At 63.1% G+C, this 19,218-nt stretch carries 19 protein-coding genes; 5 read left to right on the top strand and 14 right to left on the bottom strand.

Annotated features, from left to right (window positions below; translation table 11 throughout):
* Window positions 1-190: 190 nt before the first annotated feature.
* On the top strand, window positions 191-3,016 hold the full coding sequence (locus tag CD932_RS07725) for a pitrilysin family protein (RefSeq protein WP_094442119.1): 2,826 nt from the start codon (window positions 191-193) through the stop codon (window positions 3,014-3,016).
* A 3-nt stretch (window positions 3,017-3,019) separates the two neighbouring features.
* Here CD932_RS07725 and CD932_RS07730 read toward each other — a convergent pair whose 3' ends face one another.
* The 3 genes from CD932_RS07730 to CD932_RS07740 form a co-directional block, all read right to left on the bottom strand.
* A complete protein-coding gene (locus CD932_RS07730) occupies window positions 3,020-3,421 on the bottom strand; it encodes a DUF2809 domain-containing protein (protein WP_094442120.1) in 402 nt (133 codons plus the stop codon).
* Between the two features lie 82 nt (window positions 3,422-3,503).
* Entirely contained in the window at window positions 3,504-4,436 is a 933-nt protein-coding gene (cysK, locus tag CD932_RS07735; protein ID WP_094442121.1) for a cysteine synthase A, read from the bottom strand.
* Between the two features lie 82 nt (window positions 4,437-4,518).
* Window positions 4,519-4,989, bottom strand: a complete 471-nt coding sequence (locus CD932_RS07740; protein WP_094442122.1) for an FKBP-type peptidyl-prolyl cis-trans isomerase — start codon at window positions 4,987-4,989, stop codon at window positions 4,519-4,521.
* 98 nt (window positions 4,990-5,087) lie between these two features.
* Here CD932_RS07740 and thpR point away from each other — a divergent pair, with 98 nt between their 5' ends.
* Window positions 5,088-5,606, top strand: coding sequence for an RNA 2',3'-cyclic phosphodiesterase (gene thpR, locus CD932_RS07745; protein ID WP_094442123.1), 519 nt, complete (start codon window positions 5,088-5,090; stop codon window positions 5,604-5,606).
* Between the two features lie 4 nt (window positions 5,607-5,610).
* Here thpR and tcdA read toward each other — a convergent pair whose 3' ends face one another.
* Complete coding sequence (gene tcdA / locus CD932_RS07750; protein WP_094442124.1) at window positions 5,611-6,465, bottom strand: tRNA cyclic N6-threonylcarbamoyladenosine(37) synthase TcdA; 855 nt, start codon at window positions 6,463-6,465, stop codon at window positions 5,611-5,613.
* A gap of 123 nt (window positions 6,466-6,588) precedes the next feature.
* On the opposite strand from tcdA, the gene pdxH reads away from it, so the two are divergent.
* Window positions 6,589-7,818, top strand: a complete 1,230-nt coding sequence (gene pdxH / locus CD932_RS07755) for a pyridoxamine 5'-phosphate oxidase (protein ID WP_094442125.1) — start codon at window positions 6,589-6,591, stop codon at window positions 7,816-7,818.
* Window positions 7,819-7,934: 116 nt separating this feature from the next.
* Window positions 7,935-9,182, top strand: coding sequence for a cyclopropane-fatty-acyl-phospholipid synthase family protein (locus tag CD932_RS07760; protein ID WP_094443525.1), 1,248 nt, complete (start codon window positions 7,935-7,937; stop codon window positions 9,180-9,182).
* Window positions 9,183-9,184: 2 nt separating this feature from the next.
* Here the strand turns inward: CD932_RS07760 and msrA are convergent, their stop codons facing one another.
* Both msrA and CD932_RS28740 read right to left on the bottom strand, forming a co-directional pair.
* Window positions 9,185-9,718, bottom strand: coding sequence for a peptide-methionine (S)-S-oxide reductase MsrA (gene msrA / locus CD932_RS07765; RefSeq protein ID WP_094442126.1), 534 nt, complete (start codon window positions 9,716-9,718; stop codon window positions 9,185-9,187).
* A 28-nt stretch (window positions 9,719-9,746) separates the two neighbouring features.
* Entirely contained in the window at window positions 9,747-9,884 is a 138-nt protein-coding gene (locus tag CD932_RS28740) for a hypothetical protein (protein WP_176460911.1), read from the bottom strand.
* On the opposite strand from CD932_RS28740, the gene CD932_RS07770 reads away from it, so the two are divergent.
* Window positions 9,883-10,389: a flavin reductase family protein gene (locus tag CD932_RS07770; protein ID WP_094442127.1), complete on the top strand. Its 507-nt coding sequence runs from the start codon at window positions 9,883-9,885 to the stop codon at window positions 10,387-10,389. The genes CD932_RS28740 and CD932_RS07770 overlap by 2 nt on opposite strands.
* 49 nt (window positions 10,390-10,438) lie before the next feature.
* Here CD932_RS07770 and CD932_RS07775 read toward each other — a convergent pair whose 3' ends face one another.
* From CD932_RS07775 to pyk, 8 genes are all read right to left on the bottom strand, one after another.
* Window positions 10,439-11,122 carry an OmpW family protein gene (locus CD932_RS07775; protein ID WP_094442128.1) on the bottom strand — a complete coding sequence of 228 codons (684 nt, stop codon included), beginning with the start codon at window positions 11,120-11,122 and terminating at the stop codon, window positions 10,439-10,441.
* A gap of 84 nt (window positions 11,123-11,206) precedes the next feature.
* Complete coding sequence (locus CD932_RS07780) at window positions 11,207-12,553, bottom strand: SGNH/GDSL hydrolase family protein (protein ID WP_094442129.1); 1,347 nt, start codon at window positions 12,551-12,553, stop codon at window positions 11,207-11,209.
* Window positions 12,554-12,806: 253 nt separating this feature from the next.
* Window positions 12,807-13,817 carry an L-threonylcarbamoyladenylate synthase gene (locus tag CD932_RS07785; RefSeq protein ID WP_094442130.1) on the bottom strand — a complete coding sequence of 337 codons (1,011 nt, stop codon included), beginning with the start codon at window positions 13,815-13,817 and terminating at the stop codon, window positions 12,807-12,809.
* Between the two features lie 2 nt (window positions 13,818-13,819).
* The gene (locus tag CD932_RS07790) at window positions 13,820-15,049 is read right to left on the bottom strand and encodes a 5-(carboxyamino)imidazole ribonucleotide synthase (protein WP_094442131.1); all 1,230 of its coding nucleotides are present in this window, start codon (window positions 15,047-15,049) and stop codon (window positions 13,820-13,822) included.
* On the bottom strand, window positions 15,050-15,550 hold the full coding sequence (purE, locus tag CD932_RS07795) for a 5-(carboxyamino)imidazole ribonucleotide mutase (protein ID WP_094442132.1): 501 nt from the start codon (window positions 15,548-15,550) through the stop codon (window positions 15,050-15,052). It abuts the gene before it with no gap.
* 1 nt (window position 15,551) lies between these two features.
* A complete protein-coding gene (locus CD932_RS07800) occupies window positions 15,552-16,445 on the bottom strand; it encodes a phosphoribosylaminoimidazolesuccinocarboxamide synthase (RefSeq protein ID WP_094442133.1) in 894 nt (297 codons plus the stop codon).
* A gap of 117 nt (window positions 16,446-16,562) precedes the next feature.
* A complete protein-coding gene (gene fba, locus CD932_RS07805) occupies window positions 16,563-17,627 on the bottom strand; it encodes a class II fructose-bisphosphate aldolase (protein WP_094442134.1) in 1,065 nt (354 codons plus the stop codon).
* 86 nt (window positions 17,628-17,713) lie between these two features.
* A complete protein-coding gene (gene pyk, locus CD932_RS07810) occupies window positions 17,714-19,162 on the bottom strand; it encodes a pyruvate kinase (protein ID WP_094442135.1) in 1,449 nt (482 codons plus the stop codon).
* Window positions 19,163-19,218 lie beyond the last annotated feature (56 nt).

Raw genomic sequence — 19,218 nt, forward strand, 5'->3', positions numbered from 1 at the left:
GCCAAGAAATTATTGTGAAATTATGACGAACAGAACCGGATGCGCTGCAAGGCGCCCGATGCGACGCAGTGCGAGCACTGCTAGCAGCGGGCAACGCTGCAGAGCGCCGGTTATGGAAGTCAGAATCCACAAGAATTTATGCGTACTTGCTTAGTCCCGAACTCTTTATCATCCTCTATTGGAAGCACGCATGAAACCGATCAAATTGCTGGCCATCCCCGCCCTGATGCTGTCGCTGTACGGCGCTGCGCCCACGCTGGCCCATGCGGCCGAAGCGGCCGTAGCGGCAGCGGCCGGCGCCACCGCCGTGCCGCATATCGCCTACGAAAAATACACGCTGCCCAACGGCCTGGAAGTGATCCTGGTAGAAGACCACAAGCTGCCCGTTACCGCCGTCAATATCTGGTACCACGTGGGGCCGGCCAATGAAGCGCCGGGCCTGACCGGCTTTGCCCACTTGTTCGAACACATGATGTTTGCCGCCACCAAACACGTGCCGCGCGGCCTGGCCGACCAGTTGCTCGAAGGCGCGGGCGCCACCGATTCGAACGGCAGCACCGATTTCGACCGCACCAATTATTTCGATACCGTGCCGTCGAACCAGCTGGAACTGGCGCTGTGGACCCATTCCGACCGCATGGGCTATCTGCTCGACGTGCTCGACCAGACGGCGCTGACCAACCAGCAGGACGTGGTGCGCAACGAGCGCCGCCAGAGCGTGGAAAACGTACCCTACGGCATCGTGCAGGAAGCGCTGTTTCATCAACTGTTTCCGAAGAACCATCCCTATTACGCCAGCGTGATCGGTTCGCACGCCGACATCCAGAACGCCAAACTGGACGACATCAAGCAATTCTTCACCAAATACTATGGCCCCAACAACGCCAGCCTGGTGATCGCCGGCGATATCGACAAGGCCAAAACCAGGGAACTGGTCAACAAATATTTCGGCAGTTTCAAGAGTGGTCCGGCGGTGGCAAAACCGCAGGTGGTGACGCCACCGATCACCGAGGAACGCCGGGTGGTAGTGCAGGACAGGGTCGAGTTACCCCGTGTCTACTTCGGCTGGCTCACCCCATCGGCCTACACCAAAGACGATGCGGAACTCAAGATTGCTGCGCAGATCCTGGCCGGTGGCAAATCGAGCCGCCTGTACAAGTCGCTGGTATATGAGCAGCAGATCGCCCAGGACGTGGGCGCCGACCAGGGTTCGGCCGCGTTGAGCTCGATGTTTACCATCGACGCCACGGCCCGCCCCGGCCACCAGCCGGAAGAAATCGAGCAGGCCCTGAACGCCGAACTGGAAAAGCTGCGTGCGCAAGGCCCGACCGGGAAGGAAATCGAGCGCGCCCGCAACGGCATCGAAACCATGATGCTGAGCCAGGTGGAAAAAGTCGGCGGGCACGGCGTGGCCAACTTGCTCAACGAATACAACCAGTACACGGGCGACCCCGGCTACCTGGCCAAGGATATCGAACGCTACCGGCAAGTGACGGCGGCCGGCGTACAGCGCGCCGTCGACACCTACCTCAAAACCCGGGCGCGGGTGGTGGTCTACGGCGTGCCGGGCACGCCCGACCTGGGCCCGGAAGTGGCCACGCCGGCACCGGGCAAGGTCAAGGCCGCGCCCGGTACCGCCATCAATGCCGACGAGCCATGGCGTAACAAGGTGCCCGCCGCCGGCCCGGCGCCAGCGATCAAGCTGCCGCAAGGCAAATCGTTCACCCTGGCCAACGGCCTGACGGTGATTCACCACTACAACCCGGCCGTGCCGCTGGTGGCCAGCCAGCTGGTGATCAAGAGTGGCTCCGGCGCCAATCCGCTGGCCCAGCCCGGCCTGTCGAGCTTTACGGCGCAATTGCTGCAGGAAGGCACGGCCACGCGCAGCGCGCCGCAGATCGCCGATGAAGCGGCGCAACTGGGCGCTTTTCTCGGTACCGGTTCCGGCGCCGACAGTTCGTTTGCACAGATGACGTCGTTAAAGAGCACCTTCCCGCAGGCGCTGGACCTGCTGGCCGACGTGGTGCAGCATCCGCAGTTCCCGCAAGAGGAAGTGGAGCGCCAGCGCGCCAGCCGCATCGGCAACCTGGCGCAGCAGCGCGAAAACGCCGGCTTTGTCGCCGCCCGCGTGGAAGCGGCCGCCCTGTACGGCCCGCAACATCCTTACGGTTATATCCAGCTGGGCACGGAAGCGGCCTTGAAAGCGACCACCCGCGCCGACCTGCAGCGCTTCTGGCAGCAGCATTATGTGCCGAACAATGCGGCCTTGATCGTCTCGGGCGATATCACGGAAAGCGAACTGAAGGCGCTGGCGCAAGCGAAGTTCGGCGCCTGGAAAGCGGGCGAAGTCGCGCCATCGGTGGCCGCCCTGCCTGCCACCAGCAAGGCCAGATTGATCCTGGTCGACAAGCCGGGCGCACCGCAAACGGCGCTGCGCCTGTCGAATATTGCGGTCGACCGCAAGACGCCCGACTACGCGCCGCTGCAAGTGATGAACGCGGCCCTCGGTGGCCTGTTTACCAGCCGCCTGAACACCAATCTGCGCGAAGAAAAGGGCTATACCTACGGCGTGCGCTCGCAGTTCCAGTACCGCAGCCTGCCCGGCCCGTTCTCGATCGCGGCCAGCGTACGCACCGACGTGACGGGCGCGGCCGTATCGGAAACGGTGAAGGAGCTGCGCGCCATGATCGCCAGGCCTTTGAGCGCCAAGGAATTGTCGAATGCGCGCAATGCGCAGGTATTGTCGCTGCCGGGCCAGTTCGACACCAACGCCAGCGTCAGCGCCAGCATGGCCAGCACCTATGTCTACAACCTGGGCCTCGACTACTACACCCTGCTGCCGCAGCGCTTTGCCAGCGTGACGGGCAAGCAGGTGCAGCAGGTGGCAAAAAAATACCTGCAGCCTGAAAAGCTGATCGTGATCGGCGTCGGTGACCAGGCGAAGATCGCACCGCAACTGTCCAGGCTGAAACTGGCGCCGGTGGAAGTGCGCGACGCGGAAGGCAACGTCAAATAAGGCTTAACGGCGTTTGAACAGCGCCAGGTTGTCGATCATCGCCGCCACGGCCACCCCGACCGTGCAGGCGATCAGGTCGGCCCAGCCAAAGAACGAGCCCAGCACCAGATGAGCCAGGGTGTGGCTGCGCAGCTCGACGATCCACGGCGCCTGGTACAGCTGGCTGAACTCGACCGCAAAGCAGACCAGCAAGGCCCATAGCGCCAGCTGCCAGGTACGCATGCGGGTGGCAAACAAGCCCAGTCCAAACACGATCATCATGGCCCACAGGGCGTCGCCCGGATATTTGCCGAGCGCGTCGGGTAGCCACTGGGGAAAGGCGCGCGAGGCCAGGCCCAGCGCAATGGCCGCTGCGGTGGCAGCGAGCTGCAACAGGCGGCGGCGTTCAGGTTTTACCAGAAACATATTTCCTTCAAAGACGGAAGACGGGCCGAACTATTGCGGCCCGTTCCGTATTGTACTGCGCCTATGTGCGACAGCAGACAAACTAATCGCCCAGCCCCGCATACAGCGCCGTGCTCAGGTAGCGCTCGCCGAACGACGGGATAATCGTGACGATGGTCTTGCCGGCGTTTTCCGGCCGCTGCGCCACCTGCAAGGCGGCCCACAGGGCGGCGCCCGACGAGATGCCGACCAGCAGGCCTTCGTCGCTGGCGGCCAGGCGCGCGGTGGCAAAGGCGTCGTCGCTCTTGACGCAGATGACTTCGTCGTAGATGGCGGTGTTCAGTATCTGCGGCACGAAGCCGGCGCCGATGCCCTGGATCGGATGCGGGCCCTTGGTGCCTTTCGACAGCATCGGCGAGGCCTCCGGCTCCACCGCGATGATCTGCACGCCGCTCTTGCGTTCCTTGAGCACTTCGCCGATGCCGGTAATCGTGCCGCCGGTGCCGACGCCGGCGATCACGATGTCAACTTGCCCATCGGTATCGCGCCAGATTTCCTCGGCCGTCGTCTGGCGGTGGATGGCGGGATTGGCGGGGTTATTGAATTGCTGCAGCATCAGGTAGCGCGGGTCGGCCGCCACCAGCTCTTCGGCCTTGCGGATCGCCCCCAGCATACCTTCGCTGCCCGGCGTCAAGACCAGTTCGGCGCCATAGGCGCGCAGCAGGATGCGCCGTTCGCGGCTCATGGTATCGGGCATGACCAGGGTGCAGCGGTAGCCGCGCGCCGCGCACACCATCGCCAGCGCGATGCCGGTATTGCCGCTGGTGGGCTCGACGATGACGGTGTCGGGATGGATCAGGCCGGCGCTTTCGGCGGCGGTGATCATGGCCAGGCCGATGCGGTCCTTGACGCTGTGGGCGGGATTGTAGAATTCGAGTTTGGCCAGGATGGTGGCTTTGCAGCCGGCGGCGATGCGGTTGATGCGCACCAGCGGTGTATTGCCGATCAGTTCGGTGACGTCGTTGGCGATATTCATGGGGGAGTCTCCACGGTTGCAGGAGTACCCAGTCTACCGCCTTTGACAGCAACGCGCGAGGGCGTTGCTGTCGAATAATTAATTACTTAACATCAAGCAATTCGACATCGAAGATCAGCGCCGAGTTCGGCGGGATGTCGCCATTGCCGGCGCCGCGCGCGCCGTAGGCCAGTTCGCCAGGAATGATCAGGGTGCGCTTGCCGCCCACTTTCATGCCGGCCACGCCCTGGTCCCAACCCTTGATGACCATACCCTTGCCCAGCGGGAAGTCAAACGGGCCACGGCCGACGGAGCTGTCGAACTGCTTGCCGCGCGAGTTTTTCGCCAGCGGACGGTACAGCCAGCCCGTGTAATGCACGCTGACGGTATTGCCGACGGCCGCTTCCTTGCCGGCGCCCACTTTGTTGTCGATGATGATCAGCTTGTCGGCGACCGGGCCCGGACTCAGCGACACGGCCGATGCCGGTACGGGCGCCGGTGCGGGGGCTTGCGCCTGCGCCAGCGACGCGGCGACGGAGCAGATCAGGGCAAACAATACGGAGCTACGCGTCATGATGGTTACTTTCCTTGAGTGTCAATGAGATTTCAGTCAGACCCTGCCATGGTGGATGGGCAGGATGCGCGACAATAATAGCAAACCATGGGAGCGATATGAAAAACTTGTCACCACAGCCACGTTTGTTCTATGGCCTGTGGCCCGATGCGGCCACCCGCGCCGCCTTCGCCGCGCTGCAGGCGGCCGTCGGCGGCACGCCGTCGCGGCCCGGCAAACTGCACCTGACCATGGCCTTTTTGGGCCAGCGCGACGCGCGCGAGGTGCCGGCGCTGCAAACCATCCTGGACGAGGTGCCGGCCAGCGCCATGACCTTGTGTTTCGACCATTTCAGCTTTTTTTCCAAGGCCGAGCTGAGCTGGTCGGCGCTGCGCGAGACGCCGCCAACGCTACTGGCGCTGCGCGCGCAGCTGATGCAACGCCTGGCTTGCGCCGGCCTGGCGAGCGCTTTTGAACACGACCGTTTTACGCCGCATGTGACCCTGGCGCGCAAGGCCGGTCCGCCGCCAAAGGCGCCGTTTGCGCCGATTGTCTGGCAGGCCAGGCAACTGGTGCTGGTCGAGTCGGTCAAGAGCAGTGGCGACTACCATATCCTGGCCAGCCGCCAGCTTGTTTGAACGCTCAAGCGGCGTCGGGCAAGGCCTCGGCCTGCGGCTGGCGCAGGCTTTTCAAGACATGGGCGGCGGCCACCATGCCGAAGCTGGCCGTGACCACCACGCTGGAGCCGAAACCGGCGCAGTTCAGGCCGGTGACGCCGGCGGTGGCGCCATCCATGTCACAGGCTTCGCCCGTTTCGGGCGTGGACGTGGGCGTCGTCAACGGTTCCATCGAAAACACGGCATCGACATTGAATTTGCTTTTCACGCCGCGCGGAAAACCGTAATCGGTGCGCAAATGCTTGCGCACGCGCTTGAGCAGCGGTTCCTGTTCCGTTTTCGCCAGGTCGCGCACGGCGATCAGGGTCGGGTCCGTCTGCCCGCCCGCGCTGCCGATGGTCAGCATCGGCAAGTTGCGACTGCGGCACCAGGCGATCAGCGCCGCTTTCGAGCGGGCATTGTCGATGGCGTCGACCAGGTAATCAAAATGCTGGCCACCAAGCAGTTGCTCCAGGTTATCGGGTGCAATGAAATCTTCGACCTCGGTGACCTGGCAAAACGGGTTGATCAGGCCGATACGTTCGGCCAGGGCCGTGATCTTGGCCTTGCCGATGGTGTCGCTCATGGCCTGGATCTGGCGGTTGATATTCGACTCGGCCACGTTATCGAGGTCGATCAGGGTCAAATGACCGACGGCGCTGCGGGCCAGGGCTTCGACAATCCAGGAACCGACGCCGCCCACGCCGATCACACACACATGGGCGGCGCGAAACCGCGCCAGTGCCGGCGCGCCATACAAGCGGGCAATGCCGCCGAAGCGCCGTTCAAAATCAATCTCGGTCAAGTCCGGGGAAATAAGTTCATGGGTGGAGGTATGCATGGCGCCATTTTAACGGACACGGCGCTGACGGATATTCTAAAATGACCGCACTGGCGTTCGGCAGGCTGCAACTGTCGCCGCGCCCCAACACTGCACCATCCCTGATTAACTGGAAAGCACACCATGACCGTTCCGCTGTTCGACTCCGTTCCCGGCTTTGACCAGCCGATTGCCGTGCTCAAGCATTGCCACGACAAGATCCGCAAACAACTGACCACCCTGCAGAACCTGCTGGCCTACCTGCCGCAGCAAGGCAATACGACAGAGTCGCAGCAGGCGGCCAAGGCGGTGCTGCAATACTTCAACCAAGCCGCCCATCTGCACCACGATGACGAAGAGCAAGATCTGATGCCGATGCTGCAAGCGAGCGCCACCGGCGCCGACGCCGACCTGCTGGCCACCCTGGTGCCCGGCATCCTGGCCGACCATCAGCGCATGGACCAGGCCTGGTCCACCCTGCGCCCGCAACTCGACGCGATCGCCGCCGGCGCCAGCACCGCGCTCTCCGTCGATGGCGTGAACGCCTATGTCGACGCCTATCACGCCCACATGGGCAAGGAAGAAAGCCAGCTGGCGACGATGGCCAGGCGCCTGTTCAGCGCGCAGCAGATGGAACAATTGGGCGCGGCCATGCAGCGCCGGCGCGGCATTGCGCCAGAAGACGCCGCGGCACCGGCCGCTGGCGCCGTACCGTTACCGGGACCGGTGCACGACGCCGCTACCCTGGCCGCCATGCGCACCGATTACCTGCATTCGAGCCTGTCGGAAGCCGACGTGCTGGCCGATCCGGTGGCCCAGTTCCAGAAGTGGTTTGACGAAGCGCTCAAGGCGCAAGTGAGCGAGCCGAACGCCATGAGCTTGTCCACCGTCAGCCCGGAAGGCAAACCCAGCTCGCGCATCGTGCTGATCAAGCAATTCGACGAGCAAGGCTTTACCTGGTACACCAATTACAACAGCGACAAGGGCCAGCAATTGGCCCAGAACCCGCAGGCAGCGCTGCTGTTTTTCTGGCGCGAACTGGAGCGCCAGGTGCGCATCGAAGGCACGGTGGTGAAAACCTCGGCGGCCGAGAGCGACGAGTATTTCAATGTGCGCCCCTTGCTGAGCCGCCTGTCGGCCATCGCCTCGCAGCAAAGCGCGCCGATCGCCAGCCGCGCCCAGCTCGAAGCCAATTACGAGACCGTCGCAGCCGTCGCCGGCGAGACGCCAGCGCGTCCCGCACACTGGGGCGGCTACCGTTTGCGGCCGGAACGCATTGAATTCTGGCAGGGCCGCCGCTCGCGCTTCCACGACCGCATCGTGTTTGTGCGCGGCGCCGACGGCCAGTGGAGCATGGAACGCTTGCAACCCTGACCGTGCAGGCGCAAAGCAAACTGATCGATATGGGTGTAGGCTGTGCGGAGTAGGATCTGAATAATATTGTTGTTCAATTAACGGTCGCCAGCGCGGCCGCTTCATTGGAGGCCATCTTGTTTGTTCAAAACCAACTCAAGTCCTGGATCGCCGGCATGCGCAGCAAGGCTGCCTTGCCGCTGCGCATAGAACTGTGGAACGGCCAGCACGTCGACCTGTCGAGCGAGGCGCCGCGCGTCACCATCCGCCTGCCCACCATCGCCTCGGCCCGCTACCTGCTGAACCCCTCGCTGGCCAATCTGGGCTCGGCCTATGTGGAAGGCAATATCGAGGTCAAGGGCCGGGCGCAGGACATGATTTCCATCTGCAATGCGCTGGCGCGCAACACCCTCAAGCCGGAAGGCAAGCTGGCCCGCATCGTGCGCAGCTTTACGCACGACAAGAGCAAGGACGCCGAAGCGATCCGCTACCACTACGATGTGTCGAACGCTTTCTACCAGCAGTTTCTCGATCCGGCCCTGGTGTATTCCTGCGCCTACTTCGAGCACGGCGATGAAACCCTGGCCCAGGCGCAAGTGAAAAAAATCGACCATATCCTGAAAAAAATCCAGTTGCAGCCGGGCCAGAGCCTGCTCGATATCGGCTGCGGCTGGGGCGCGCTGGTGTTGCGCGCCGCACAACAATATGGCGCGCGCTGCGTCGGCGTGACCCTGTCGGAAAACCAGTACCAGCTGGCGCGCGCGCGCGTGGCCGAGGCCGGCCTGGAACACCTGGTCGAGATCCGGCTGCAGGACTACCGCGACGTGACGGGCCAGTTCGACCGCATCACCAGCGTCGGCATGTTCGAACACGTGGGCCTGAAACATTTGCCCGATTACTTTTCCATCATCAGCAAGCTGCTGGCGCCGGACGGCGTGGCGATGAATCACGGCATCACTTCCACCGATCCGGACAATGGCGAGACTCCCTATGGTGGCGGCGAGTTCATCGAAAAATATGTATTTCCGCATGGCGAACTGGCGCATATCGGCAATGTGCTCAAAACCATGCAGCAAGGCGGACTGGAAGTGCTGGACGTGGAAAACCTGCGCCGCCACTACGCGCGCACCTGCGCGCTGTGGACGGAAAACTTCGAAGCCCATGCCGAACAGATCCGCCCGCTGGCGGGCGAGCGGCGCTTTCGCATCTGGCATGTCTACCTGGCCGGCTGCAGCTATGCCTTCGAGCAAGACCTGATCAGCCTGTACCAGATCGTTTGCGTCAAGGCAGGCCGCAGGTCAGGCACCCTGCCGTGGTCGCGCAACCATATGTACGAGGCCAAACCGATCGCGCTGCCGCCGCAAGCGCCCGTGCTGGCGCACTAGCGTCATTTGGCCAGGCCGGGGTGCAGGGCGCGGAACTGGTCGAGCCTGGGTGCGGCGACCAGGATGCTATAGCTTGCCAAAGGATGACGCGCCAGATGATCCTGCTGTTCGTCTGCAGCCCGGTACCAGGACTGCGCCGGCAGCACCTGCGTGACGATGGGCGCATCCCACACGACGGCCATCTCGGCGATGACCTGCCGCGCCACCGCGTCCTGCCGCGCCGAGTGGGTAAAAATGACGGAGCGGTACTGCGAACCCACGTCATTGCCCTGCCGGTCGGCGGTGGTCGGGTCGTGGCTGGTAAAAAATACCTCCAGCAAGTCGTGATAGCCGACGATGGCCGCATCGAATGCCAGCCGCACCACTTGCGCGTGACCCGTATTACCCTCTGCCACCTGTGCATGCGTGGGCTGCGCCACCTGCCCGCCCATGTAGCCGGTCTCGACACTGACTACGCCGCGCACTTGCCGGTAGACCGCGTCCAGGCACCAGAAACAACCACCGCCCAGCACCGCCAGCTCCCTCTGCTCGCTCATCTCATGCTCCCAGGTCGTTCAAGCGTCGTCATGCATCATGCTTGTTCCACCAATGTAACGCAAACTTGCGCCGCTTGCCGCCAGCGTACGGCTTGCCTTTGCGGCCATGCTTGCGCCCTGTCAGTGATTTTTTGGCATAATGGCTGCAAACAGACAGGTCACCCATGAATACACTCTCCCCCCGCGCCCCCGCGCAAGCATTCGATACCCCTCATTTCCGACAGGCATTGTCGCAATTTGCCACCGGCGTGACGGTCATCACCACGCGCCTGGCCGACGGCAGCTTCCGCGGACTGACAGCCAGTTCCTTCAATTCCGTGTCGCTGTCGCCGCCGCTGGTGCTGTGGAGTCTGGGCGAGGCGGCCAACAGCATGCCCATCTTCAGCGGCAACTCGCATTATGTGATCAATGTGCTGGGCGCCGGCCAGGCCGAACTGGCCCAGCGTTTTTCGCGCCGCACGCCGAACCCGTTTGACGGTGTCGAGTTTGAACTGTCGCGCACCGGCCAGCCCATCCTGAAAGGCGCCTCGGCCTGGTTCGAGTGCCATAACCGCAGCCGCTATCCGGAAGGCGACCATGTGATCTTTGTCGGCGAAGTGGAGCAATGCGCCTACACGGCCCAGCCGCCGCTGATTTTTCACCACGGCAAATTCAGCACCCTGCCCGAGTGAGGGCACAAAAAAAATCCGCCGCAGCGGATTTTTTTCAAATACGGCAATCTCAGAAAAACTTGTAGCCGATACCGATGCTGACGGCGGTCGGATCGAGCTTGATATCCTGCGTCTGGCCGGTCGAGAACGAGGCACGGGTTTTCAGGTAGGTCTTGATGACGCCCACGTCGGCGAACCAGCGTTCGTTGAAGGCCAGCGTCGCGCCGACCTGGATGCTGCCGGCCAGCTTGTTTTGCAGGCGGTAGGTCGACGGCTCGCCGCCCGGATTGAGCAAGGCCGTCATCGCGCCCGAACCGCGTTCCTTTTGGAAATAGGCGTAGGTCAGGCCCGCGCCCACGTAAGGGCGGATCATGGCGTTGGCGTCAAAGAAACGGTACTGCATCAGCAAGGTCGGCGGCAGCACTTCCGAGGTGCCCAGCTTGCCCGTGCCCTTGATGGAGCCGGCGCCCATCAGATTATGCTTGTACGGCACGCCCAGATGCATCTCGGCCGAAATATTGTCGGTCAGCATATAGGCCAGGGTCAAAATCGGCTTGGTGTCGGACTCGACGTCGGCCTTGGTGTTCGGCAGGGCCGGCGCCGTCATGTCGCCGCTGGTCACATGCGGCGTGATCTTGTTGAGGCCGACCTTGGCAGTAAAAGTGCCGGCGCTTTGCGCCGTGGCAGCCGAAGCGAGTGTCATGGCCGCGATGGCCGCCAGCACCTGCGCCGCGCGATTGAAACGTTGGTTCATATTGTCTCCTGATTCATCATGTGCGGATAGTCGCCTATCCAGTCAGTCCTTCAGGCGCCCCGGCATGGCCGGGGCGCCGCCCGATTACAGCCAGCCGCGCGTCACCAGGTCTTTGGCAACATAACGCGCCAGCAACAGGTTGTTGAACGGCGAAGGATGCACATCGTCGGCATAGGAGTAATGGCTGACGTCGCCGGCGATCAGGTTGCTGCCGTTACACACCAGCGAGCTGCCCAGCGGATTCTTGGTGGCATCGGTCAGGTTGCACGCTGGTTCCTTGACGTTGGTCAGGCCATACGGACCAGGGTTGCTTGCCTGATCATGACTGACGGCAAACACGTCAACCAGCAACACCTTGTCATTGGCGGCCAGGCCGGTGCTGATCTGCGTGTTGAAGGCCGACACCATGGCGTTGATCAGGGCACGCGTATTGGCGTCCTTGCCGAGACCCGATGGCGTATTGGCCACGTCCGGCAGGTTGTTGACGACCACGTGGGTCGCGCCCTTGGCAATGATCTGGTCTTTCACCAGCGCCACCAGTTCGGCGCCGGCCGTGCCCATGGCGGTGACCAGGGTCGGACCGGTCTTGGCGGCGTAGTCGGCACCGGCCTTGGCAGCGGCGGCCTGAGCCGTAACAACCATCGGACCGTAGACGGTTGCCGATGCGGCAGCCGTGTTACCCGCGCGCGCAGCAGCGGTAACCGCAGCTGCCACGATGGTGGTCGAGGTGCTGCCCGGGCGCGCGCTCTCGGTTTGCAGCGCAAGGCTAATGGCCGCCGCAGCGGTCTGGGGATTCGGCGCGCCAGCCGCCAGCTGGCTGACCAGGCTGGAGCCGAAGGCCTTCGTGCCTTCAGCCGTGGCAGACGCTTGCAAGCCACCCAACTGGAACAGCAAGTCATTACCGCCGGCCATCACGAACACCACTTCGGTGCCGCTGAATTTGCCGCCCGATACCGCCAGGTGATTGGCGATCTGGGTGGTCACCGGCACGGTCAGCGCGCCCAGCGCACTGCCCGTCAATTTGTTGTTCGGGCCGACCGGATTGGTCACGCGCGAGCCGCCCATGGCGTAGCCGAAGCAGCCGGCATGTTTTACCGAAGCGACTGAAAAACCCTGGGCGGCATTGCCGTCGAGACCGGTTTGCGCCGCGCATGGCGCTGGCAGGCCGAATTGCGCGGCCAGGTGTTCGGTCCAGTTCTTGCCCGTCAGCTCAGGATTGATGGAAGTATTGTTGCCATTGATGGTGAACTTGCCGCCTTTCAGCGCGGCGATCGTGCCGACCGCATAGGAACCAACGTCGGACAGGCTGTCGCCGAACGAGACTTGTGCCGTATATTTGACTTTCAGGGTCTGGTCGCCGCCGCTGGAGCCGCCGCAACCGGCCAGGACAGCCGCTGTCAGCGCGGCAAGCGCGAATTTGGTGTATTGCATTTTGTCTCCTAGGGTCTTTTTTTGGTTTACAAACGAACGGGCGTGCTATTCGCTACCCAACTAATATGCCATCGTTCCGTATGCTTGTATAGAAAATACGTTTGAAAAAACAGCCAAATAACAACAACTCTTTCCGTTCGCGCAAGACCGGGCAAGTGCGTCAATTATGGCGGAATTGTCATGACTACGGACAATGATTTATATTGCGCTGCGTCAAGAAAAAACCCCTGAACGGGGCTGGTTGGGACTGCGTTCAAATGCCGAGAAATTGCTGCAGCAGGCCGGTCGAGCCAAAGGCGGCGCGCCGCAGGCGGTCATTGACACCCAGCCAGTCCGGGCCGGTCGGTGGTGCTTCCACCAAAATCAGCTCGGCGCCGGCCTGGTCCATCGTGCGCAGCGAGGCGTACAGCGCATGCGCGTAGGAAGCGGGCACGGGCGCCAGGCGCACGCTGGCCGAGGCCGGCGGCAAGGCAGAGTAATGGATCAGCGCGATCCGGCGCCCGGCATTGAGCAACTGGTTCAGCGTTTCGCCCAGCACATCGGTGTGCTGCATCGCAACAGGCGTGTGTGGCGCATAGTGCGAATCGAGCGTGCCGGAGGCGCGCGGCGCGGTCGCATCCGCTGAAGCCGGCAACTGCCCCATCACGGCCGCGATCTGCTCGCCGCTGATATGACCGGGACGCAACAGCACCGGGCCATGCGTGGCCAGGCGCGACAGGTCGACGATGGTCGACTCGATGCCGACCTCGCTCTGGCCGCCATCGAGCACCGCGCCCAGCAAGCCGCTGTCGAGTTCCGCCTGGAATTCATCGCGCACATGCTGCGCGGTGGTCGGGCTGACATTGCCAAATTTGTTGGCCGACGGCGCCGCCACGCCACCCTTGCCGCCCTTGAAAGCGGCGAGCAAGGCGATCGCCACCGGGTGCGACGGGCAGCGCAAACCCACCGTATCCTGCCCGCCGGAGACCGCATCGGGAATGCGCGCGGCGCGCCTGACGATCAGGGTCAGCGGACCGGGCCAGAAGGCGGCCGCCAGTTGCGTCGCTGCCACCGGCAAGTCGTCGCACCAGTGCGCCAGGTCGGCGCCGGGCGCCACATGCACGATCACCGGATGGTCGGACGGACGGCCCTTGGCCTCATAGATGCGCGCGACAGCTTGCGGGTTTTCCGCGTCCGCCCCCAGGCCATACACGGTCTCGGTAGGAAACGCCACCAGCGCGCCCGCTTCCAGCAAGGCGGCAGCGTCAATGATCGACTGCGGCATGCTCACGGCGCAATTCCCAGGATCAGGCAAGCCTCATGCAGGCGTTGCTGCGCTTCGGGCAAGGTGGCCGCGACCAGGGTCAGGTGACCCATCTTGCGGCCACGGCGCGGATCATCCTTGCCATACAGGTGCAAACAAGCGCCCGGCAGCGCCAGCACCTGGTCCCAGGCCGGTTCACGGATGGCGTCGGTCTCGTTGGCAAACCAGGCGTCACCCAGGATATTGAGCATCACGGCCGGCGAATGCTGGCGCGTGTCGCCCAGCGGCAAGCGCGCCATGGCCCGCACCTGCTGCGCGAACTGGCTGGTGACGCAGGCGTCCATCGTGTAGTGGCCGCTGTTGTGCGGCCGCGGCGCCATTTCATTGACCACCAGGGAGCCGTCTGCCAGCACAAAAAACTCGATGCACAGCACGCCGACATAGCCGAGCTCGGCCACCATGGCCTGCGCCGCGCGCTGCGCCTTGGCCGCGCAATCGTTCGAGACGTTCGGGCCCGGCACGGTGGTGGTAAACAGGATGCCGTCGCGGTGCACGTTTTCGGCGATCGGATACACCACCGAGGCGCCGTCAAAGCCGCGCGCCGTCAGCACCGACACCTCATAGGCCAGCGGCAGCATTTTTTCCAGCAGGCAGGTGACCTGCCCCATGCCGGCAAACGCGGCGCGCACCTCGTCGCGCGAGCGCACGCGCACCTGCCCCTTGCCGTCATAGCCCATGCGCACGGTTTTCAGGATGCCGGGCAAGAGATCATCGGGAATCGCCGCGATATCGTCCTCGCTGGCGATCACTTTGTGCGGCGCCGGCAGCACGCCGGATTTGCCCGCGCAATCGACAAAAAAACGCTTTTCGGCGATGCGGTCCTGCGCCACCGACACGCCATGGGCGTTCGGCGCGACAAACACCTTGTCGGCCAGGCGCGACAGGCTGCCGGCCGGCACGTTTTCAAATTCGGTGGTCACCGCCAGGCATTGTGCGCCCAAGGCGTCGAGGCCGGCGGCGGCGTCGTAGCCGGCATTGACCAGCCGCTGCGCGACCTGGCCGGCCGGGCAATCATGGGACGGCTCCAGCACAGGTTCAAGAACTGCAACCTGGTAGCCCATGCTCTGGGCGGCCTGGGCAAACATGCGGCCCAGTTGGCCGCCGCCCATCACGCCCAGCCAGGCGGGCGGGTTGGCGGTGGGCAAGATGGGCGTAGACGGCAAAGGTTGCGAAGAAGAAGAAGAATGGCTCATTTAGTCCAGCGGTAAAGTCATCGCCTTGGCGGCGTCGGTTTGCGTGACACGGAAAGCTTCGAGCTGGGCGGCCAGCGCGTCGTCATTGGCGGCGAGCATGGCCACGGCCGTCAGCGCGGCATTGGCGGCACCCGCTTCGCCGATGGCGAAAGTGGCCACCGGCACGCCCTTGGGCATTTGCAGGATCGACAGCATCGAGTCTTCGCCGCGCAGGTATTTCGAGGGCACGGGCACGCCCAGCACCGGCACGATGGTCATCGCCGCCACCATGCCCGGCAGGTGGGCCGCGCCGCCGGCGCCGGCGATAATCGCGCGCAGGCCACGCGCACGCGCGCTCCTGGCATAGGCATACATCTCGTCGGGCATGCGGTGCGCGGAAATGACTTGCGCTTCGAACGGCACGCCGAACTGTTTCAGGATCGTTACGGCGTGTTGCATCACGTCCCAGTCCGAGGACGAGCCCATGATCACGCCGACCAGTGGTGCTTGTTGATCAGTCATCTCAGTCCTTCAGCTTTGCGCCGGTCAGGCGTTCGATGGCTTCGAAGTACTTGGCCTGGGTCTTCTCGATCACCTCGGCCGGCAGTGCCGGCGCCGGCGCCGTCTTGCCCCAGCTCAGGGTTTCCAGGTAGTCGCGCACAAACTGCTTGTCGAACGATGGCGGCGACATGCCGGGCTGGTACGAGTCCGCTGGCCAGAAGCGCGATGAGTCGGCCGTCAGCACTTCGTCCATCAGGTGCATCACGCCATCGTCGTCCAGGCCGAATTCGAATTTGGTGTCGGCAATGATGATGCCGCGCGTGGCGGCGTAATCGGCGGCCGCCTGGTACAACTGAATACTGACGTCGCGCATTTTCGCGGCCAGTTCCGCGCCGATGCGCTGTTCCATGTCAGCAAAGCTGATGTTTTCGTCGTGCTCTCCCAGTTCGGCCTTGGCTGCAGGCGTGAACAACGGTTGCGGCAGCTTTTGCGCCTGTTGCAGGCCTGCCGGCAGCTTGATGCCGCAGATGCTGCCCGTGTCCTGGTAGTCTTTCCAGCCCGAACCGATGAGATAGCCGCGCACCACCGCCTCGACCATGATCGGTTTCAAGCGCTTGGCCACCACGGCGCGGCCCTTGACCTGCTCCACTTCTTCGGCTTCCACCACCGATTCAGGCGCCACGCCCGTCAGGTGGTTCGGCACGATATGGCCCAGCTTTTCGAACCAGAAGTCGCTCATCTGATTGAGGACCTTGCCCTTGCCGGGAATCGGCTCGTTCATGACGACGTCGAAGGCCGACAGGCGGTCGGTGGTGACGATCAGGATCTTGTCGTCGCCGACGGCATAGTTGTCGCGCACCTTGCCGTGACCGAGCAGTGGCAGGGAATGGATGGAGGTCTGATAGAGGCTGTTCATAGCGGAGGGAATGGTTGGAATGAAACAAAACATGAAGCGACACCGGCGTGCAGGACAATCGCCCGCCGGTCGTGAACAACGGGCCGGCAAGAAAGCCGGCCCGCTCCGGGCAAGATTTTACTTCACAATCTGGGCAAGCTCGCCGGCCTTGTAGCGCTCGGCCATTTTTTCCAGCGAAATCTGTTTGATTTTCGAGGCCTGGCCTTCGCAGCCGAATTGCTGGAAGCGCGCGCGCACGATCTGCTCGGCCGCCAGGCGGGCCGGTTTCAGGTAGTCGCGCGGATCGAATTTCGACGGGTTCTGGAACATGAACTGGCGAATCGCGGCCGTCATCGCCAGGCGGATATCGGTGTCGATATTGATCTTGCGCACGCCGTGACGGATGCCTTCCTGGATTTCTTCAACCGGCACGCCATAGGTTTCCTTCATGTCGCCGCCGAATTCACGGATGATGGCCAGCAATTCCTGCGGCACCGACGAGGAACCGTGCATCACCAGGTGGGTGTTCGGGATGCGCGCGTGGATTTCCTTGATGCGGTCGATCGCCAGGATTTCGCCGGTCGGCTTGCGGGTAAACTTGTAGGCGCCGTGCGAGGTGCCAATCGCGATCGCCAGCGCGTCGCACTGGGTGCGCTGCACGAAGTCGGCCGCCTGCGCCACGTCCGTCAGCAACTGCTCGCGCGTCATCGTGCCTTCGGCGCCGTGGCCGTCTTCCTTGTCGCCCTTCATGGTTTCCAGCGAACCCAACACGCCCAGTTCTGCTTCCACCGTCACGCCGATGGCGTGCGAAAACTTCACCACTTCGCGCGACACGTCGACGTTGTATTCGTAGGAAGCGACCGACTTGCCGTCCGCTTCGAGCGAACCGTCCATCATCACCGACGAAAAGCCGGAGCGGATGGCGGCCATGCAGATCGCCGGCGACTGGCCGTGATCCTGGTGCATGACGACCGGAATGTGCGGATAGGCTTCGATGGCGGCATCGATCAGGTGGCGCAGGAACGCTTCGCCGGCATATTTACGGGCGCCAGCGGACGCCTGCATGATCACCGGCGCGTTCAGCGCGTCGGCGGCAGCCATGATGGCCTGCACTTGCTCGAGGTTGTTGACGTTGAAGGCAGGAATGCCATAACCGTTTTCGGCGGCATGGTCCAGCAATTGACGCATGGATACGAGAGACATGGTAATACTCCAGAGAACAATAGAAACTGTGGCGACGCTTCGCGGCAGGTGAACCGCGCCGGCATCTGGTTTACCTCACGCGTGGCTTAATCATATTCACCCACGCGTACAATTTTTAATGCGTTGGTGCCGCCCGCCTGGCCCATCGGCGAGCCCCAGGTGACGACGATCATGTCGCCCTTCTTGACGATGCCATTGGCGACCAGCAAATCTTCGGCCTGTTTCAGCACTTGCGCGCTGCTGCCGTTTTGCAGCAGGTGGTAGGCGCGCACATTGCGGTACAGGGTGGCCTTGCGCTGCGTGGTCACGCTCGGCGTCAGGGCAAAAATCGGCGTGTCGATACTGTGGCGGCTCATCCACAGCGCGGTGGAACCCGATTCCGTCATCGCCACGATGGCTTTCACGCGCAAATGGTGGGCCGTAAACAGCGCGCCGTAGGCGATCGACTGGTCGATGCGCGAGAACGTCACGTTCAAAAAGTCCGCGTCGAGCTTGTTGTATTCGGACTGTTCCGCTTCGACGCAGATGGCGGCCATCATTTCCACCGTCTCGATCGGATATTTGCCCGAGGCTGTCTCGGCCGAGGTCATCACGGCGTCGGTGCCATCTAAAACGGCGTTCGCCACGTCCGACACCTCCGCGCGGGTCGGCACGGCATTGACGATCATCGATTCCATCATCTGGGTGGCGGTAATGGCCAGTTTATTCGAGGCGCGCGCCATCTTGATCATGCGCTTTTGCAAGGCCGGCACGGCCGCATTACCCACTTCCACGGCCAGGTCGCCACGCGCCACCATGATGCCGTCGGAGGCATCGAGAATTTCCTGCAGCACGGGAATCGCTTCGGCGCGCTCGATCTTGGCGATCATCATCGGCTTGTGGTGGTAAGGCTCGCCGGCGATATTGGCCAGGGTGCGCGCCATTTCCATGTCGGTCGCGCTTTTCGGGAAGGAAATGGCCAGGTAGTCGGCCTGGAAGCTCATCGCCGTCTTGATGTCTTCCATGTCCTTGGCCGTCAGCGCCGGCGCTGTCAGGCCGCCGCCCTGGCGGTTGATGCCCTTGTTGTTCGACAACTCGCCACCGATCTTGACCACCGTATGGATCTCGTTGGCGATAATGCGCTCGACGATCAGCACGATCAGGCCGTCGTTGAGCAGCAGCACGTCGTCCTTGTTCAGGTCGCGCGGCAGGGCCTTGTAGTCGAGGCCAACCCGTTCCTGGTTGCCCAGCTCGCCGTTTTCGCCCCACTTGGCGTCGAGGATGAACTTGTCGCCCGCTTCGAGCTGGATGCGGCTGTTTTCAAACTTGCCGACGCGAATCTTCGGGCCTTGCATGTCGGCCATGATGGCCACTTCGCGGCCGCATTCGGCCGCCGCCTGGCGCACCAGCGCCGCGCGGTCGATATGGTCTTGTGCCTTGCCGTGGGAAAAATTCAAACGCACCACGTCGACACCGGCCCGTATCATCTTGACCAGGATGGCGAGGTCAGTGGAGGCTGGGCCGATGGTTGCTACGATTTTTGTACCGCGTGGCATAGGATTCCTTGTGCGAGAGCAAGAGGTTAGAGCATATCGACCGGGCGCCTGCGCGG

Origin of the sequence: Janthinobacterium sp. PC23-8 (genome assembly GCF_002250505.1) — a bacterium.
Taxonomy (GTDB): Bacteria; Pseudomonadota; Gammaproteobacteria; order Burkholderiales; family Burkholderiaceae_D; genus Janthinobacterium.

Excerpts from the sequence above, each read along its gene's own strand:
- fba (WP_094442134.1), bottom strand. The coding sequence starts at position 17,627 with ATGTCTCTCGTATCCATGCGTCAATTGCTGGACCATGCCGCCGAAAAC.
- CD932_RS07785 (WP_094442130.1), bottom strand. The coding sequence starts at position 13,817 with ATGCCGCAGTCGATCATTGACGCTGCCGCCTTGCTGGAAGCGGGCGCG.
- CD932_RS07730 (WP_094442120.1), bottom strand. The coding sequence starts at position 3,421 with ATGTTTCTGGTAAAACCTGAACGCCGCCGCCTGTTGCAGCTCGCTGCC.
- CD932_RS07775 (WP_094442128.1), bottom strand. The coding sequence starts at position 11,122 with ATGAACCAACGTTTCAATCGCGCGGCGCAGGTGCTGGCGGCCATCGCG.
- purE (WP_094442132.1), bottom strand. The coding sequence starts at position 15,550 with ATGACTGATCAACAAGCACCACTGGTCGGCGTGATCATGGGCTCGTCC.
- tcdA (WP_094442124.1), bottom strand. The coding sequence starts at position 6,465 with ATGCATACCTCCACCCATGAACTTATTTCCCCGGACTTGACCGAGATT.
- CD932_RS07770 (WP_094442127.1), top strand. The coding sequence starts at position 9,883 with ATGAATACACTCTCCCCCCGCGCCCCCGCGCAAGCATTCGATACCCCT.
- CD932_RS07725 (WP_094442119.1), top strand. The coding sequence starts at position 191 with ATGAAACCGATCAAATTGCTGGCCATCCCCGCCCTGATGCTGTCGCTG.
- CD932_RS28740 (WP_176460911.1), bottom strand. The coding sequence starts at position 9,884 with ATGGGTGACCTGTCTGTTTGCAGCCATTATGCCAAAAAATCACTGACA.
- CD932_RS07740 (WP_094442122.1), bottom strand. The coding sequence starts at position 4,989 with ATGACGCGTAGCTCCGTATTGTTTGCCCTGATCTGCTCCGTCGCCGCG.
- cysK (WP_094442121.1), bottom strand. The coding sequence starts at position 4,436 with ATGAATATCGCCAACGACGTCACCGAACTGATCGGCAATACACCGCTG.
- CD932_RS07790 (WP_094442131.1), bottom strand. The coding sequence starts at position 15,049 with ATGAGCCATTCTTCTTCTTCTTCGCAACCTTTGCCGTCTACGCCCATC.
- CD932_RS07780 (WP_094442129.1), bottom strand. The coding sequence starts at position 12,553 with ATGCAATACACCAAATTCGCGCTTGCCGCGCTGACAGCGGCTGTCCTG.
- pyk (WP_094442135.1), bottom strand. The coding sequence starts at position 19,162 with ATGCCACGCGGTACAAAAATCGTAGCAACCATCGGCCCAGCCTCCACT.
- pdxH (WP_094442125.1), top strand. The coding sequence starts at position 6,589 with ATGACCGTTCCGCTGTTCGACTCCGTTCCCGGCTTTGACCAGCCGATT.
- msrA (WP_094442126.1), bottom strand. The coding sequence starts at position 9,718 with ATGAGCGAGCAGAGGGAGCTGGCGGTGCTGGGCGGTGGTTGTTTCTGG.
- thpR (WP_094442123.1), top strand. The coding sequence starts at position 5,088 with ATGAAAAACTTGTCACCACAGCCACGTTTGTTCTATGGCCTGTGGCCC.
- CD932_RS07800 (WP_094442133.1), bottom strand. The coding sequence starts at position 16,445 with ATGAACAGCCTCTATCAGACCTCCATCCATTCCCTGCCACTGCTCGGT.